Annotated in this window: 12 protein-coding genes; 7 read left to right on the top strand and 5 right to left on the bottom strand. The window is 68.8% G+C overall.

What is annotated here, in order from left to right; all coding sequences use genetic code 11:
• Genes CRP52_RS17115 through CRP52_RS17105 form a run of 3 tightly spaced genes read left to right on the top strand, consistent with a single transcriptional unit; the run spans position 1 to position 3,159 of the window.
• Complete coding sequence (locus tag CRP52_RS17115) at positions 1-1,140, top strand: beta-ketoacyl-[acyl-carrier-protein] synthase family protein (RefSeq protein WP_097237193.1); 1,140 nt, start codon at positions 1-3, stop codon at positions 1,138-1,140.
• A complete protein-coding gene (locus CRP52_RS17110) occupies positions 1,137-1,715 on the top strand; it encodes a hypothetical protein (protein WP_097237192.1) in 579 nt (192 codons plus the stop codon). The genes CRP52_RS17115 and CRP52_RS17110 overlap by 4 nt, the downstream gene beginning before the upstream one ends.
• A gap of 49 nt (positions 1,716-1,764) precedes the next feature.
• Positions 1,765-3,159: a class I adenylate-forming enzyme family protein gene (locus CRP52_RS17105; protein WP_218893098.1), complete on the top strand. Its 1,395-nt coding sequence runs from the start codon at positions 1,765-1,767 to the stop codon at positions 3,157-3,159.
• Positions 3,160-3,259: 100 nt separating this feature from the next.
• Here the strand turns inward: CRP52_RS17105 and CRP52_RS17100 are convergent, their stop codons facing one another.
• Positions 3,260-4,069: a class I SAM-dependent methyltransferase gene (locus tag CRP52_RS17100; RefSeq protein WP_097237189.1), complete on the bottom strand. Its 810-nt coding sequence runs from the start codon at positions 4,067-4,069 to the stop codon at positions 3,260-3,262.
• A gap of 18 nt (positions 4,070-4,087) precedes the next feature.
• On the bottom strand, positions 4,088-4,492 hold the full coding sequence (locus tag CRP52_RS17095) for a pyridoxamine 5'-phosphate oxidase family protein (protein WP_179852827.1): 405 nt from the start codon (positions 4,490-4,492) through the stop codon (positions 4,088-4,090).
• 172 nt (positions 4,493-4,664) lie between these two features.
• Here CRP52_RS17095 and CRP52_RS17090 point away from each other — a divergent pair, with 172 nt between their 5' ends.
• Positions 4,665-5,198, top strand: a complete 534-nt coding sequence (locus tag CRP52_RS17090; RefSeq protein ID WP_097237187.1) for a DUF1697 domain-containing protein — start codon at positions 4,665-4,667, stop codon at positions 5,196-5,198.
• Positions 5,199-5,289: 91 nt separating this feature from the next.
• On the opposite strand, the gene CRP52_RS17085 is transcribed toward CRP52_RS17090, so the two are convergent.
• The 3 genes from CRP52_RS17085 to CRP52_RS17075 all read right to left on the bottom strand — a co-directional run bounded on the left by CRP52_RS17085 (position 5,290) and on the right by CRP52_RS17075 (position 7,744).
• Positions 5,290-6,669 carry a cation:proton antiporter gene (locus CRP52_RS17085; protein ID WP_097237186.1) on the bottom strand — a complete coding sequence of 460 codons (1,380 nt, stop codon included), beginning with the start codon at positions 6,667-6,669 and terminating at the stop codon, positions 5,290-5,292.
• Position 6,670: 1 nt separating this feature from the next.
• A complete protein-coding gene (locus CRP52_RS17080; protein ID WP_218893097.1) occupies positions 6,671-7,378 on the bottom strand; it encodes a Crp/Fnr family transcriptional regulator in 708 nt (235 codons plus the stop codon).
• Positions 7,379-7,459: 81 nt separating this feature from the next.
• Entirely contained in the window at positions 7,460-7,744 is a 285-nt protein-coding gene (locus CRP52_RS17075) for a hypothetical protein (protein WP_097237185.1), read from the bottom strand.
• A gap of 631 nt (positions 7,745-8,375) precedes the next feature.
• Here CRP52_RS17075 and CRP52_RS17070 point away from each other — a divergent pair.
• From CRP52_RS17070 to CRP52_RS17060, 3 genes are read left to right on the top strand one after another with little or no spacing between them, the layout of a single operon-like run.
• Complete coding sequence (locus tag CRP52_RS17070; RefSeq protein WP_097237184.1) at positions 8,376-10,121, top strand: type I restriction-modification system subunit M; 1,746 nt, start codon at positions 8,376-8,378, stop codon at positions 10,119-10,121.
• Entirely contained in the window at positions 10,118-11,374 is a 1,257-nt protein-coding gene (locus CRP52_RS17065; RefSeq protein WP_218893096.1) for a restriction endonuclease subunit S, read from the top strand. The genes CRP52_RS17070 and CRP52_RS17065 overlap by 4 nt, the downstream gene beginning before the upstream one ends.
• Positions 11,374-14,517 (top strand): type I restriction endonuclease subunit R, encoded by a 3,144-nt coding sequence (locus CRP52_RS17060; RefSeq protein ID WP_097237183.1) that lies wholly within the window; start codon positions 11,374-11,376, stop codon positions 14,515-14,517. Before CRP52_RS17065 ends, CRP52_RS17060 begins: the two co-directional genes overlap by 1 nt.
• Positions 14,518-14,662: the final 145 nt, after the last annotated feature.

The raw sequence follows: 14,662 nt of genomic DNA, 5'->3' as shown, positions 1-14,662 counted from the left end.
GTGGCCGCCGAGGTCCGCCCCGACGACGTCTGCGTCACCGGTCTGGCCTGGACGACCCCGCTCGGCGACACGCCCGACGGCGTGTGGCGGCGCCTGCTGGCGGGCGAGCACGGGTTGCGGGAGACGCCGTCGCCCTACCCGGTGCGCAACGTCCTGGCCGCCACCGTGCCCGGGCTCGACCTCGCGGCACCGGCGACCGAACGCCAACTCGCCCTGACCGTCGAGACGCTGACGTCGGGCCTGGCCTCGGCCGGGCTCGACCCGGCCGACCCGGGCGTCCGCATCGTGCTCGGCACGAGCTACGGCCCGCTGCTGGACGAGCCGGCGGCCGTCGCCGACGACTGGGCGGTGGCCGCCGCCCGCCGGATCGGGCACCCGCACCGGCCGGTCACGGTCAGCACCGCCTGCTCCGCCGGGTCCGACGCGATCCTGCTCGCCGCCGAACTGATCCGCGCCGGCCACGCCGACGCCGTGGTGGCCGGCGGCGTGGACGTGCTGACCCTCGGCAAGCGGCTCGGCCACACCGCCCTCGGCACCATGAGCCCCGACCTGCTGCGTGCCTTCGACCGGGAACACTCCGGCATGCTGCTCGGCGAGGGCGCGGCCGTCCTGGTGCTGGAGCGGGCCGAGGCCGCCCACCGGCGCGGCGCACCCGTCCGGGCCGTGCTGCGCGGCGCCGGCTCCGCCAACGACGCCTCCGGCCTGACCGCCCCCGACCCGACCGGCGACAGCATCGTGCTCGCCGTGCGGCGCGCCCTCGCCACGGCCGGCCGCACCACGCGGGACGTCACCGTCCTCAACGCCCACGCCACCGGGACACCGGTCAACGACGCGGTGGAGAGCACCAGTCTGCGCCGGCTCTTCGCCGGGACGGACGGCCCGCCGGTCGTGTTCGCGACCAAGGGAGCGCTCGGCCACAGCCTGGGCGCCACCGGCGCGATCGAGGCCGTGTCGGTCCTGCTCGCACTGCGCGACCGGCTCGTCCCCCCGGTGTACGGGCTGCTGGACCCGTTGCCGGACTTCCCGCTGCCGCTGGCCGTCGACGGCCCGCGCGCGGTGGCCCCGGGGCTCGGGGCCAGCCTGACCATCGGCTTCGGCGGGTTCAACACCTGCCTGCTCTTCGAGGGAGTGGACGCGTGAGGCCCGAAGCACCGCCCGCGCTCGCCGTCGCGGCACTCGGGGTGGCCCGTGCGGCCAACCCCGCCGAGTACGCGCGCAACGCGCCGTCCTTCTTCGCCGACCCGGTCGCCTGGCTGGTCGCCGCCGCCGTGGAACGGGCCCTGGAGGCGTCCCCGGACGACCTCACCGCGCAGCCCGACCACGTCGGTGTGGTGGCCCTGAGCGGCGACTGCTCGGCCATCACCATGGCGGCGGTGGCCGCCTCGGCGAGCCGCGGCATGGTCTCCCCGCTGCGGTTCGCCGGCTCCAACCCCGGAGTGCTGGCCGGCCTGCCGTGCATCCGCTGGAAGTTCCGGGGCCCGACCCTGACGCTGTCCATGCCGCCGGAGCACGGCCTGCCGGCGGCGGCCGTCGCCGCCTCCGCCTGGCTGCGCGACGGCCAGGCGCGCCACGTCCTGATCGCCACCCACCTGGTCGAGGACGGGGTGCACGTGGCGCGGTGCGCCGTCACCCGGGCCACCGGGCCGGGCGGAGACGGCCGGCAGGAGCTCGACCTGCTCCTCGGCGACCGCCCCGCGGCCGCCCGACCCGCGTGAGGTCCGCGTGAGCCGGACCCGCGCAGCCGAACCTCGTACGAGCAACGGAGTGACCGCAGTGAGCCTGGACCTCATCGACCTGCCCTTCGGGTGGGACGACGTCAACGCCTTCCTCGACCGCGCCGTGGACCTGAACCGGACCGGCACCGGAGCCGGCTTCGCGGACGTCACCGCCGACGTGACGGGCCTGGGCCTGGCGCCCGGCACCCCGGTCGTCATCGCCCTGCCCAACGGCCGGCCCCTCCTGGAGCACTGGTTCGCGGTGCTGCTGACCGGCGGCGTCCCGCTGACGGTGTCACCCGCCACCTCCTCGGCCCGGATCGCGGAGCTGTCCGCCCGCACCGGAGCCGGCGCCGTGATCGCACTGCGGCCCGACCCGGCCCGCTACGGCGCCGCGGACAGCCTGCCCGTCGGCGACGCCCGGGCCGTGCTGCTGCCGACCGACGGCCCCCGGCACCCGGCCGGCTCGGTGCTGATGCTCACCTCCGGCACCTCCGGGCTGTTCAGCGCCTGTCTGCACCGGGCGGACTCGCTGGTCCGCAACGCACGCCGGCACGCCGAGGCGGTGGGCCTGCGGCCGGACGACACCGTCTTCGTCAACCTGCCGCTGTTCTACTCCTACGCGATCGTCGCCCAAGCCCTCGCAGCCCTCCTGGTCGGCGCCCGACTGGTCATCTCCGGGCCCCCGTTCTCGCCGGCCACCTACCCGGGCCTCCTCGACGAGCACGGGATCACCTCGTCCTCCGTCACCCCGACCATCGCGCGGCTGCTCCTGCGCCGCGGCGAGAAGCTGCCGTCCGGCCTGCGGATGCTCACGGTCGGCGGCGACCAGCTGCCCGCCGAGCAGGTCGCCGGTCTGCTCCGGGCCGTCCCGGACACCGAGCTGTACGTGACCTACGGGCTCACCGAGGCCGGGCCCCGGGTTGCCACCCTGGCCGCGCACCGGGAGCCGGAGCACCGATTCGGCTCGGTCGGCCTGCCGCTGCCCGGCGTCGGCGTCGAGCTGCGCGACGTCCGGGACGGTGTGGGCGAGCTGCTCGTCCGCACCGACACCGCGCTCGTCGCCAAGCTCGGCGGGAACGGCGACCGCGCGCTGGCCACACCCGGATTGGTCGCCACCGGCGACCGCTTCCGGATCGACGAGGACGGCTACCTGTACTTCGACGGCCGCCTCTCGGACTTCCTCGTCGTCAAGGGCGAGAAGGTCTCGCTCTCCGCAGTGCGCCGGCTCGCACTGGCCCAGCCGGGCGTGGTCGGCTGCACCACCCGGGTCGGCACCGAACCGGACGGTTCCCCGCACTACGAGCTGGACATCCGACTCGACGAGGACGCCGCCGGGCAGGCCGAGCGGATCAGACGGTCGGTGCTGTCCTTCCTGCTGCCGGGAGAGCGGCCGCGGACCGTCTCGATCGGCGCGGCGGACCCGGCGGCCCTGCAGAAGTGATCCGCCCGCCCGGAACGCACCGCGGCCCGCCCGGAAGACTCCGGGCGGGCCGCGGTGCGTTCGGTGGCCACGGGGCGTGCGCCACGGGCCCGGGGCCTGTCTAGGGCCGCTCGGCCAGCGTCAGCCGGATCGGCTGGGTGATCCGGTAGTGCCCGTCCGCCGTCCGGTACGGCTCCAGGAACTCCCCGGCCGCCGCCCGCACCCGGTCGTGCTGCTCCACCGGGATCCGATCCCAGGTGGCCCGCTGCCCGTGCGACCTGGACCACTGCTGCCAGTGGTCCAGGTCGCGGAGGAGCACGTCGAGCTCGAAGGTCGTGGTCCTCGCCGCGGTGAAGCCCGCCGAGGTGACCAGCCGCTCGACGCCCTCGTCGCTGTCGAAGGGGCTCGCCGCCGAGAACGCCCGCGGCGGCAGGAACGACCGGAACACCCCGTCCAGCCAGCCCGAGGAGTGGTCGGAGAACGTCGACAGGCCCAACCGGCCGCCGGGCACCAGGAGTTCGCGCCAGGCCCGGAGTGCGCGGCCGGGCGCCGGAAGGAAGAAGACCACGAAGGACGCGACCGCCACGTCGTAGCCCCCGGTGGGCAGCTCCGGCGCGCCGGCGTCCATCACGGCCACGTCGACGTTGCCGAGCCCGCGCGCGGCCGCGTCCTGCCGGGTCGCCGCGACCATTCCGGATGACAGGTCGATCCCGGTCGCCCGTCCCTGCGGCCCTACCGCTTCGGCCAGCGCGAAGAGCGCCGCACCGCGGCCGCAGCCCAGGTCCAGCGCCCGCTCCCCCGGCCTCGCCCCGGTCTCCCGGACCAGCCGCTCGGCGATCGGCGTGAACCAGGGCACGCCGACGTTGTCGTACTCCTCGACCACGCGGTCGAAGACCGCCGCGACCTGCGCACTGCGTTGCGCTACCGACATGACACTCAAGGGGTACCCCTATCGTCGTGGCCGCCCGTCGAGCGTACTGCGGACGTGCAGCGGCTCCAGCTGAATGATCACCCGTTGCATCGGTGCGACGGCCCGGTAGGGCTCGCCCCGGTATCGGTACGACAACCGGTCCAGGTGTGCCCCGGCTCCCTCGGTCCGGGTGGCGACCAGCGCCGTCTCGACGTGCACCACCCGGTACATGTCCTGCGGGTCCATCAGCAGCAACGTGGCCTGCCGGTCCCGTTCGACCTGGGCCAGCCAGTGCGCTCCGCGCCAGCTGTTGAACCAGAAGTACCCGTCGTGGAACTCGAACCAGGCCGGGTTCATCTTGACCGACCCGCTCTGTCTGCGGGTGCCCACGATGATCGGGAGCGGCTCCCCGAGAAAGGCCAGCGTCGCCTCGCTGATCAGCACCGTCGTTCCTTTCGCAGGCGGCCGAGAAGGGGCGGGTCCATCGTTCCGGCGGCGCGGCGGGCGGTCTGTGCACAATTGAGCGGCGGATCCCGGGATCTTCTGATGTCGTCCGGGGTGTCGTCGGGGCGCCCGTCCGGGTGGGCCCCGTACCGGGTGGAAGGGGAGTGCACTCGTGCCTCGTTACGCGGTCCTGCTCAAGGGGATCAACGTCGGTGGCAAGAAGAAGATCTCGATGGCCGAGCTGCGGGAGCTGCTGACCCGGCTGGGCTTCACCGAGGTCGCCACCTACCTGGCGAGCGGCAACGCCCTGGTGGCCGCCGAGGACGGCCCCGAGCAGGTCGCCGAGCGGATCGAGGCCGGCATCCGGGACACCTTCGGGATGACCGTGCGCTGCCTGGTCCGGACCGGCGAGGAGCTGCGGGCCGTGATCGACGGGCACCCGCTGGCCGACGTGGCGGACAACGGGTCGCGGATGTTCGCCCTCTTCCTCTCCGACGACCTCTCCCCCGAGGTCCTGGCCGAGCACGACCCGCGCTCGCTCGCCCCCGACGAGGTCCGGCTCGGCGACCGGGTGATCTACCACTGGTGCCCGGACGGCGCGCTGGAAGCACCCAACGTCCCGGCCTTCGTGGAGAAGCACCACAAGGTCACGGTCACCGGACGCAACTGGAACACCGTCACCAAACTGGCCGCTCTGCTCTCCTGACGCCACGGCCAGGGCCTGTCCTGGCAGCGTCGCCGGAACGCCACGGAGGGCCGTGGGGGTTGCCGTGCCCCCCACGGCCCTCCGCCTGCGTTCAGGCTTCGGACGGCGTCTCCCGAGCCGCGGGCGCCAGCTCCAGCTCCGCCTCCCGGAGCCGCTCGTCCGCATTCTGCTCGATCCGGGCCATCGCCCGCCGGAGCACCGGCGGCGCCATCATCGAGGTGAAGACCGCGATCAGCACCACGACCGTGTAGGTCGCGGTGGTCAGGACCCCGAGTTTCAGGCCGATCGAGGCCACCACGATCTCCACCGCCCCCCGGGCATTGAGACCGGCGCCGATCGCCAGCCCCTCCCAGCGGGTGAGCCCGCTGGTCCGCGCGCCCAGGTACGCCCCGGCGAACTTGCCGACCACCGCCAGCACCAGCAGCGCCACGCCGGTCAGCAACACGGACGGGTCGAGCAGAGCGCCCAGGTCGATCCGCAGCCCGGCGTTGGCCAGGAAGAGCGGCGCGAAGACCGACACCGTCACCGTCCGCAGCGGCGCGAGCAACCGGTGTTCGACCACCGAGGAGAGCAGCACGCCGGCCACGAAGGCGCCGAACACCGCCTCCAGGTTCAGCAGTTGGGTGGCACTCGCGCAGAACAGGATGACCACCGTCGCAACGACCGCGGTCGGACCGGGCTGGCCCGCCCCGCCCGCCCGGCGCATCGCCCACCGCACCAGCGGCCGGCCGAGCACCAGGGCCACCAGCAGGAAGCCCGCCAGCGTCGCCACCGCCAGACCGATGTGCAGCACCCCCAGCGAGCCCGCCGCCATGGTCGCCACCAGCGACAGCAGCATCCAGCCGATCGCGTCGTCCACCGCCGCACTGGCCAGGGTGAGCTGGCCGACGTCCCGGTGGAGCAGGTTCATGTCGGCGAACGTCTTGGCGATCACCGGGATGGCGCTGACGCTCAGCGCCACCCCGAGGAACAGCGCGAAGACCAGCCCGTGCCCGGACTCCCCGATCAGCGCGGCGGGCACCACGTACCCGGCCGACACCCCCAGGGCGAGTGGGAGCAGCAGGCCGGCCAGCCCGATCTTCGCCACCACGGTCCGCCGCCGCCGGAGCATCCGCAGGTCCAGGTGCGCCCCGGCCACCCCGACCAGCAGCAGCACCGACAGCTGGGCCACCGCGTCGAGCAGGTGGGCCTGATCGGCGCGGGCCGGGAACAGCCAGTCGGCCGCGCCCGAGGCGATCCGGCCGAAGACGGAGGGCCCGAGCAGCACGCCGGCGGCCAGCTCGCCGACGACCGGGGCCAGGCCGATCCGGTTCGCCAACCGCCCCAGGCAGAAGGCGACGAGGAGCAGCACACCGAGCTGGAGCAGGAAGACCAGCACCTGGTGCGAGGTCAGTTGCGGGGCCGTACGCACGGCCGCGAGGTGCGCGGTGGCCGTCTGCACGGCCGCGACCGTGCTCTGTGCGAGGGTCATCTCAGGCCGCCAACGGCGGGGAGAAGGACATGGCGAGGTCGCCGTCCGCCATGAAGCGCTGCACCCGGGGCTCGTGGACGGTCAGGAAGCAGTCCCGGGCGCGCCCCACCAGCCCGGCGTCCCGGAAGCGCTTCAGGAACAGCCCGACCCGCGAGCGCGTCGTGCCGACCATCGCGGCCAGCTCCTCCTGGGTGATCTTCTCCTCGATCAGCAGCAGCTGCGCCTCGCGCCGGCCGAGCTTGCGCCCCAGGTGCAGCAGCGTCGCCGCCAACCGGTACTCGCTGTCCTCGGTGACCAGCCCCATGATCGACTGCTGCTGTTCGAACAGCCGCCGGGCCATGTACCGCACGAACTCCTCGCGCAGCCCCGCGTCCGCCAGCGCGGCGAGCACCTTGGCCGCGGAGATCCGGCGCAGCACCGTCGGGGTCATGGCGGTGGCGGTCTCGAAGCGGCCGTCCGCGACCAGGCAGAGCTCGCCGAAGACGTCGCCGACGGTGTAGATGTCCAGCAGGCACTCCTTGCCGTCCCTGGACGGCACGGTCGCCTTGACCTGGCCCTTCTCGACCAGGTAGATGCTGCTGTCCCGGTCGAGCGAGCCGTAGACGACGTCGCGGCGCGCGACCTCGATGGTGGAGGCGCTGAGCGCCCTGCAGCGGATGAGCTGGGCCAGGGTGGTGCCGAGGCCGTCCGGAGGCAGCTGGACGATCACCGACAACACTCCTCGGCCACGCGTGCGGAAGCCTGGGCTCCCCGATGATGGCGTCTGTATCTCACAGACCCGTCCCCCTTCTCAGAAGTCGTCACCAGTCCAGACGCGCTGGCCGATGTACTGCAGATGCCTCAGCTCGGCACTGACCTGCCAACCGATTCGGCGCGCGAAATCGCTGGCGTCACCGGCGGTCCGGGCCGCCAGAAAGGCGACGACGAACATGGCCTGCGCAATTCGACGGACCCGCAGGTGTTCCAACCGCGTCCGGCCTCCACAGCCGTTGCGCAGCACGCTCGCCTCGACCGTCTCGGTCGACGGCGGCACTCCGACCCGATCGACAGTGAAACTCAACTCCACTGCGAACACAGCCGGTTACTCGCCTACCGGCGCCACGATGAGCGCCCCGGGTGCAGCCGAAACAGGCACGGTGATCCTCTGGTCCGAAACGATGACGAGCTGACGGAAGAATCCTGCCGGTCGATTTCCACGCCGCAGGCGAAATCGGGGTGGGAGAAACTGCCATGGCCTCCACTGTCATCCGATCGACCACGGAACTCCCGCTCCCTGCCCCACCCGCGGCACCCTCCCCGCCGCCCCGGCCGCCGCCGAGGACACCGTGAAACCCGCCCCCGCCGGCGGAAGCCCGAAGCCGAGACGCACGCCCAGGAACGCCAAAAAGGCCCAGGTCACGAGTTACGTGACCTGGGCCTCCACTGAGCCGCCTGCGGGATTCGAACCCGCGACCTACGCATTACGAGCCCGAGAGTGATCATGTTGTCGGCTGCCAGCATCGACTACTTGGTGATGAACTCGCAGGTCAGAGCGTTGCATAGTGATCCACGATCCCGCCCGAACCGGCACGTGCTGCCCCGTCCGCTCACGCATCGCTCACGCAGAGCAGCCCTGGCCAAGGTCACCGAAAGCTGAACCCTGGGACGCTGGCTGCTGCCTCTGGCAGAGTGGTCGTCTCTGCTAGACGATTCTCGTGAGGAACCTTGTGAGCGCGCTCGGTAGCTTCATCTGGTCAATCGCTGACCAGCTTCGAGGCCCCTACCGTCCCAACCAGTACGGGACAGTGATCCTCCCGTTCACGATCCTGAGACGGCTCGACTGCGTACTCGAGCCGGACCGCGCGGCGGTACAGGAGCTGGCTGCGAGGTACGAGAACCCGAACCGGCTCAAGGTCGAGGTCAAGAAGGTCACGGGGCGGACGTTCTACAACACCTCCAACTACGAGTTCGCGAACCTGCTGGCCGATGCGGACGGACTGGCGGACAACCTCACCGACTACATCGACCGGTTCTCCGCCGACGTGGACGTGTTCGAGTACTTTGACTTCAAGAAGGAGATCCTGGCCCTGGAGAAGGCCGGGCTTCTGCGCGAGATCGTCAAGTCCTTCGGCGCCGTCGACCTGCATCCCAACGTGGTGTCCAACGCAGACATGGGGGATGCGTTCGAGTACATCATCCGGAAGTTCAACGAGGCCGCGAACGAGACCTCTGGTGACCACTACACGCCACGCGACGCGATCCGACTGCTGGTCGACCTACTCTTCGCGGAGAAGGACGTCGACCTCTCCGAGGGCAGCATCATCCGGTCGCTGTACGACCCCACCGCTGGCACCGGCGGCATGCTCTCCCTAGCAGAAGAGCATCTGCTCGACCAGAACCCCGAGGCCAAGCTGAGCTTGTACGGCCAGGAGTACAACCCGCAGTCGTACGCCATCTGCAAGTCCGACCTGCTCGCAAAGGGCCACGACGCGACCAACATCGCGTTCGGCAACACGCTCACCGACGACGCCTTCAAGGGCCGCCAGTTCGACTATTGCATGTCCAACCCGCCCTACGGGGTGGACTGGAAGCAGTACGCCAAGGCGGTCAAGGAGGAGCGCGACTCCGCCGGCCCCTACGGCCGCTTCGCGCCGGGACTCCCCGCAACCTCGGACGGCCAGATGCTCTTCCTGCTCCACTTGGCCTACAAGATGCGGGCACCTGAGGACGGCGGCGGCCGCGTCGGCATCGTCATGAACGGCTCGCCACTCTTCAACGGCGGCGCCGAATCAGGCCCCTCCAACATCCGCAAGTGGCTGTTGGAGAATGACCTCGTCGAGGCGATTGTCGCCCTGCCAACCAACATGTTCTTCAACACCGGCATCGCAACCTATATCTGGATCCTCGACAACACCAAGCACCCCGACCGCCAAGGCAAGGTCCAACTCATCGACGGCACGTCGTTCTGGACCAAGATGCGCAAGAACCTCGGCGCCAAGGGCCGGCAGATCAGCGACGATGACCGCGCCGAGATCGTCAAGCTGTACGCCGACTTCACTGACGCCAACCCCGACACCTCCAAGGTGCTACCCAACAACGAGTTCGGCTACTGGACCATCACCGTCGAGCGTCCCCTGCTCGATGAGGACGGGAACCCTGTCGTCGACCGCAAGGGCAACCCGAAGCCCGACTCGAAGAAGCGTGACACCGAAAACGTGCCCTTCACCTACGGCGGCTCAACCGCCGGCGCGGCAGGGGAGCGCGAAGTAATCCAGACGTACTTCGACGCGGAGGTGAAGCCGCACGTTCCTGATGCCTTTATCGACTGGGCCAAGACCAAGACCGGCTACGAGATCCCCTTCACCCGCCACTTCTATAGGTACACCCCACCCCGCCCTCTCGCCGAGATCGACGCCGACCTGGAGAAGCAGGTCGCCAAGATCCTCGATCTCCTCCGCGAGGTGGAGCAGTGATCACCACGCCGCCGCCCGACTGGCGTGAGACAACGGTGCGACGAGTGTTGCGTCTGCTGGACCGACCTGCTCGATCGGGGCTCGGTGTTATCACCGCCTATCGGGATGGCACAGTCACTCTGCGCTCGAACCGCCGTGAGGACGGCTACACCTTCTCTGATACCGAGAACGGCTATCAGGAGATCCGCCCCGGCGACCTGGTCTTCCACGCCCTCGACGGTTTTGCTGGCGCCGTCGGCGTCTCGGACAGTCATGGCAACGGTTCACCCGTCTACCACGTCTGTGAGCCTGTGGCGGGCGACGATCCCGCTTACCTTGCCCGCCTGCTACGCCACCTCGGCACCTCTGGCTTCCTCGCCACCCAGGCGCCGAACGTCCGCGAGCGCAGCGTTGACTTCCGCAACTGGAGCACCTTCGCTCGCATTCCTCTGGTACTGCCCCCGGCTGACGATCAACGCTTCATTGCCGACTACCTCGACCGCGAGACGGCCCAAATCGACACGCTCATCGAAGAGCAGCAGCGGCTGATCGAGATGCTCCGCGAGCGGCGAGGGGCAGTGATCTCGAACGCTGTGGCGCGAGGCCTGGTTGAAACGGTTGCGCTCAAAGATTCTGGTCTCCCCGGAGCTGGACCAGTGCCGGCGCACTGGGAGGTCATGCCCCTTCGCTACACCATCTGGTTTCAGGAGGGGCCAGGCATCATGGCCGCGGACTTCCGCGAGCACGGCGTCCCGCTACTGCGGGTCAGCTCTGTGCGCACAGCGCGATCGACGCTTGAGGGTTGCAACTACCTCGACCCCGACGAGGTCGATCGGCGGTGGTCACACTTTCGGGTCGACCTCGGTGATTTGCTTATCAGTGCAAGCGCAAGCATGGGGACGGTCTCCGAGGTCACTGAGGAAACCACCGGGTCGGTGCCTTATACAGGGATCATTCGGATTAAGCCTGGAGGTATGCACAGGGACTTCATTCGGTGGTTCGTAGTCTCGGGCGAGTTCATTGACCAGGTCGATACACTCAAGACGGGGTCGACAATCCAGCACTTCGGCCCAACTCACCTCGCTCAGATGCGGGTCGCGTTGCCGCCCATTGATGAGCAGCGTCAGATTGCTGCGCATCTCGACGAACAGGTCGCGAAGATCGACAGGCTCATCGCCGAGACGGAGCGTTTCATCGAGATCGCTCGCGAGCGCCGGTCGGCGTTGATTACGGCGGCAGTGACGGGGCAGATCGACGTACGAGGGGTGGCGTGATGGCGGACCACAACGAGGTGGTCTTCGAGACTGAGATCTGCGAGTTCCTGCGGGACCATGGCTGGCTGTACTCGGAGAGCGACCGTGACGGCGGGGAGTACGATCGGGAACGAGCGCTGTTCCCTGCAGACCTGTTCGCGTGGCTGAAGGAGACCCAGAAGCCAGCGTACGAGAAGGCGTTAAAGGCCGCGGGCTCGCAGGCGAAGTTCCTCGACGTGCTGACCGCGGCGCTCGACCGCCCGCTGGAACATGGCGGTGGGACGCTGAACATCCTGCGTAACGGGGTGCAGTACATCGGCGGTGGTCGGTTGAAGATGGCGCAGTTCCGTCCCGAGACGTCGCTCAACGGGACCACAGCGGCACACTACGAGCAGATGCGGGTGCGGGTGGTGCGACAGGTGCACTTCTCGACCGCCGACCAGCGCAGTATCGATTTAGTGTTCTTCGTCAACGGGCTCCCGGTGGCCACGGTGGAGCTGAAGACCAGCTTCACCCAGTCGCTGGACGAGGCTGTGAACCAGTACAAGCACGATCGCCATCCGTTGACGAACGGGCGGCCGGAGCCACTGCTGTCGTTCGGGCACCGGGCGCTGGTGCACTTCGCGGTCTCGAACGACCTGGCAGCGATGACCACGAAGCTGGAGGGCGAGAAGACCCACTTCTTGCCGTTCAACATCGGCTTCGACAGCGGTTCCGGCAACCCACCCGGCGCGGACGGACGGTCGTCGACGGCGTACCTGTGGGAGCGGGTGTGGGAGAAACACGCCTGGTTGAACATCCTCGGGCGGCTGATGATCGTGCAGTCCAAGGACGAGTGGGACGTCACGACCGGCACGTCGGTGCGGCGTACGAACATGCTCTTCCCGCGGTTCCACCAGTGGGAGGCCGTCACGCGCATCGTCGAGGCGGTGAAGGAGGAGGGTGTCGGGCAGCGGTACCTGATCGAGCACTCGGCCGGGTCAGGGAAGACGAACACCATCGCGTGGACGGCCCACCGGCTGGCGCGGCTGCATGTCGATGATCGGAAGGTCTTCGACTCGGTCCTCGTGGTCGTGGACCGCACCGTACTCGACTCCCAGTTGCAGGATGCGATCCGGCAGATCGACGGCACTGGCAAGATCGTCGCCACTATCAGCCCCGAGGACGTCCGCAAGGCCGGCGCGAAGTCAAAGTCGGGCCTGCTGGCCCAGGCGCTGAAGAACGGTGAGCTGATCATCGTGGTGACGCTGCAGACATTCCCACACGCGTTGGACGAGATCCGCACTGACGCCGGCCTGAAGGGCAAGCGCTTCGCCGTCATCGCCGATGAGGCGCACTCCTCACAGTCGGGTCAGATCTCCGCAAAGCTGAAGCAGGTGCTGACCGCTGAGGAGGTCAAGGAGATCGAGGACGGCGGCGAGGTCGATGTGGAGTCGATCCTCGCGTCAGAGATGACGGAGCGGGCCGAGTCGGAGAACATCTCCTATTTCGCCTTCACCGCGACGCCGAAGAGCAAGACCCTCGAACTGTTCGGCCGCAAGGGTGCCGACGGGAAGCCGCGCGAGTTCCACTTGTACTCGATGAAGCAGGCGATCGAAGAGGGCTACATCCTCGACGTGCTCAAGGGCTATCAGCACTACGACATGGCGCTGAAAATCGCGGGCAAGGCCGGGAGCGGCGATGGGGACGAGGTCGAGGAGGCCGCCGCCCGTAAGGGCCTGATGCGGTGGGTGCAGCTCCACCCAACGAACATCAGCCAGAAGGTGCAGATCATCGTCGAGCACTTCCACACCAACGTCGCCTACCTCCTCGAAGGCAAGGCGAAGGCAATGGTAGTGACCGACTCGCGCAGGTCAGCGGTGAAGTACAAGCTGGCCATAGACGCCTACATCGCCAAGCGTCGCGCCGAGGACGCCTCGTACAACTACCGCACCCTGGTCGCCTTCTCCGGCGGGGTGACGATGACCGAGGACGAGACCTGGCACAACGACTGGGGCCCACAGCCATCGAAGGACGACGAGTTCACCGAAGCCAACATGAACCCCGGCGCCGGGGCTGACCTGGCGGCCGCGTTCAAGGGCGAGACGTACAAGATCATGCTGGTCGCCAACAAGTTCCAGACCGGCTTCGACCAGCCCCTGCTCTCGGCGATGTACGTCGACAAGAAGCTGCCAGGGATCACCGCGGTGCAAACACTCTCACGACTCAACCGCACCCACCGCACCGCAGGTGGCGAGCAGAAGCGCAAGACGTTCGTCATCGACTTCAAGAACAAGCCCGAGGACATCAAGACGGCCTTCGAGCCGTACTTCAAGAACGCCACCCTGGAGACCGAGACCGACCCGTACGTCGTCGTCCACCTTGCGAACAAGCTCGCCCAGGCCGGAATCTACGCCGAGGACGACGTCCGCAAGGTCGCCGAGCTGTGGGTGACCCGGAAGGGCAACAACGCGCTCTCGGCGGCGATCAGCCCGCCGCAGCACGACTTCCGGCGCCGCTACGCGAGGGCGATCGAGGAAGAGGACAAGGTCACGCTCAGTGCGCTCGACCTGTTCCGCAAGGATGTCTCCACCTACGTACGCCTCTATGACTTCATGTCCCAGTTCGTCGACTACGGCGACCCCTACATGGAGATGCTCTCGATCTTCCTGCGTCTCCTGGAGAAGGTCATCGCCGAGTCCGCCTGGGCCGCCGACGTCGACCTCTCCGACGTGGTGCTCGTTGGGGTCAAGCACAACAAGGCTATCCCGGTCGACATCTCGCTCGTGGGCGATGGGCAGCTGAAGGGCATCAGCGCTGCCGGCACGGGAACGAAGAAGGACCCGAAGTACGTCGCGCTCCAGGTCGTCATAGACAAGATGAACGACCTCTTCGGCGCCGAATCGTTCGCCGCGTTCCAGGTCAGAGAGTTCGTACAGGGGCTCGTCCAGCGGTTGCTCACCGACCCGAACCTGGTCAAGCAGACCAAGGTGAACTCCAAGAAGCAGTTCGTGGAGTCACAAGACTTCCGAGCAGCCGTCACGGAGGCAGTTGCAGACAATCAGGACGCCCACAACACGATGGCTGACTACTTCTTCACCGACGGGCCGGCCATCAACGCGATCATCGTCGCCCTCGCGGATGCCTTCTACGAAGCAGCGGTCGATCAGCAGGTGGATTCTTAGGCACGGCAGCACACATCGCGTGTCCCAGCAGACCACCCGCTGCAGAGGTGTGGCACGCAGGAGCAGAAGCAGGGCAGCGCCCTGGCCGGGGACAACGGGCAGGGCGCTGGCCGGGATGAGGATGTTCGCCCATGGCGGCGATCCC

The organism is Streptomyces sp. 1331.2, assembly GCF_900199205.1.
In the GTDB taxonomy this organism is placed as follows: domain Bacteria; phylum Actinomycetota; class Actinomycetes; order Streptomycetales; family Streptomycetaceae; genus Kitasatospora.
Note: the sequence above shows the minus strand (reverse complement) of the source record. Positions and strands in the feature narration are given on the sequence as shown.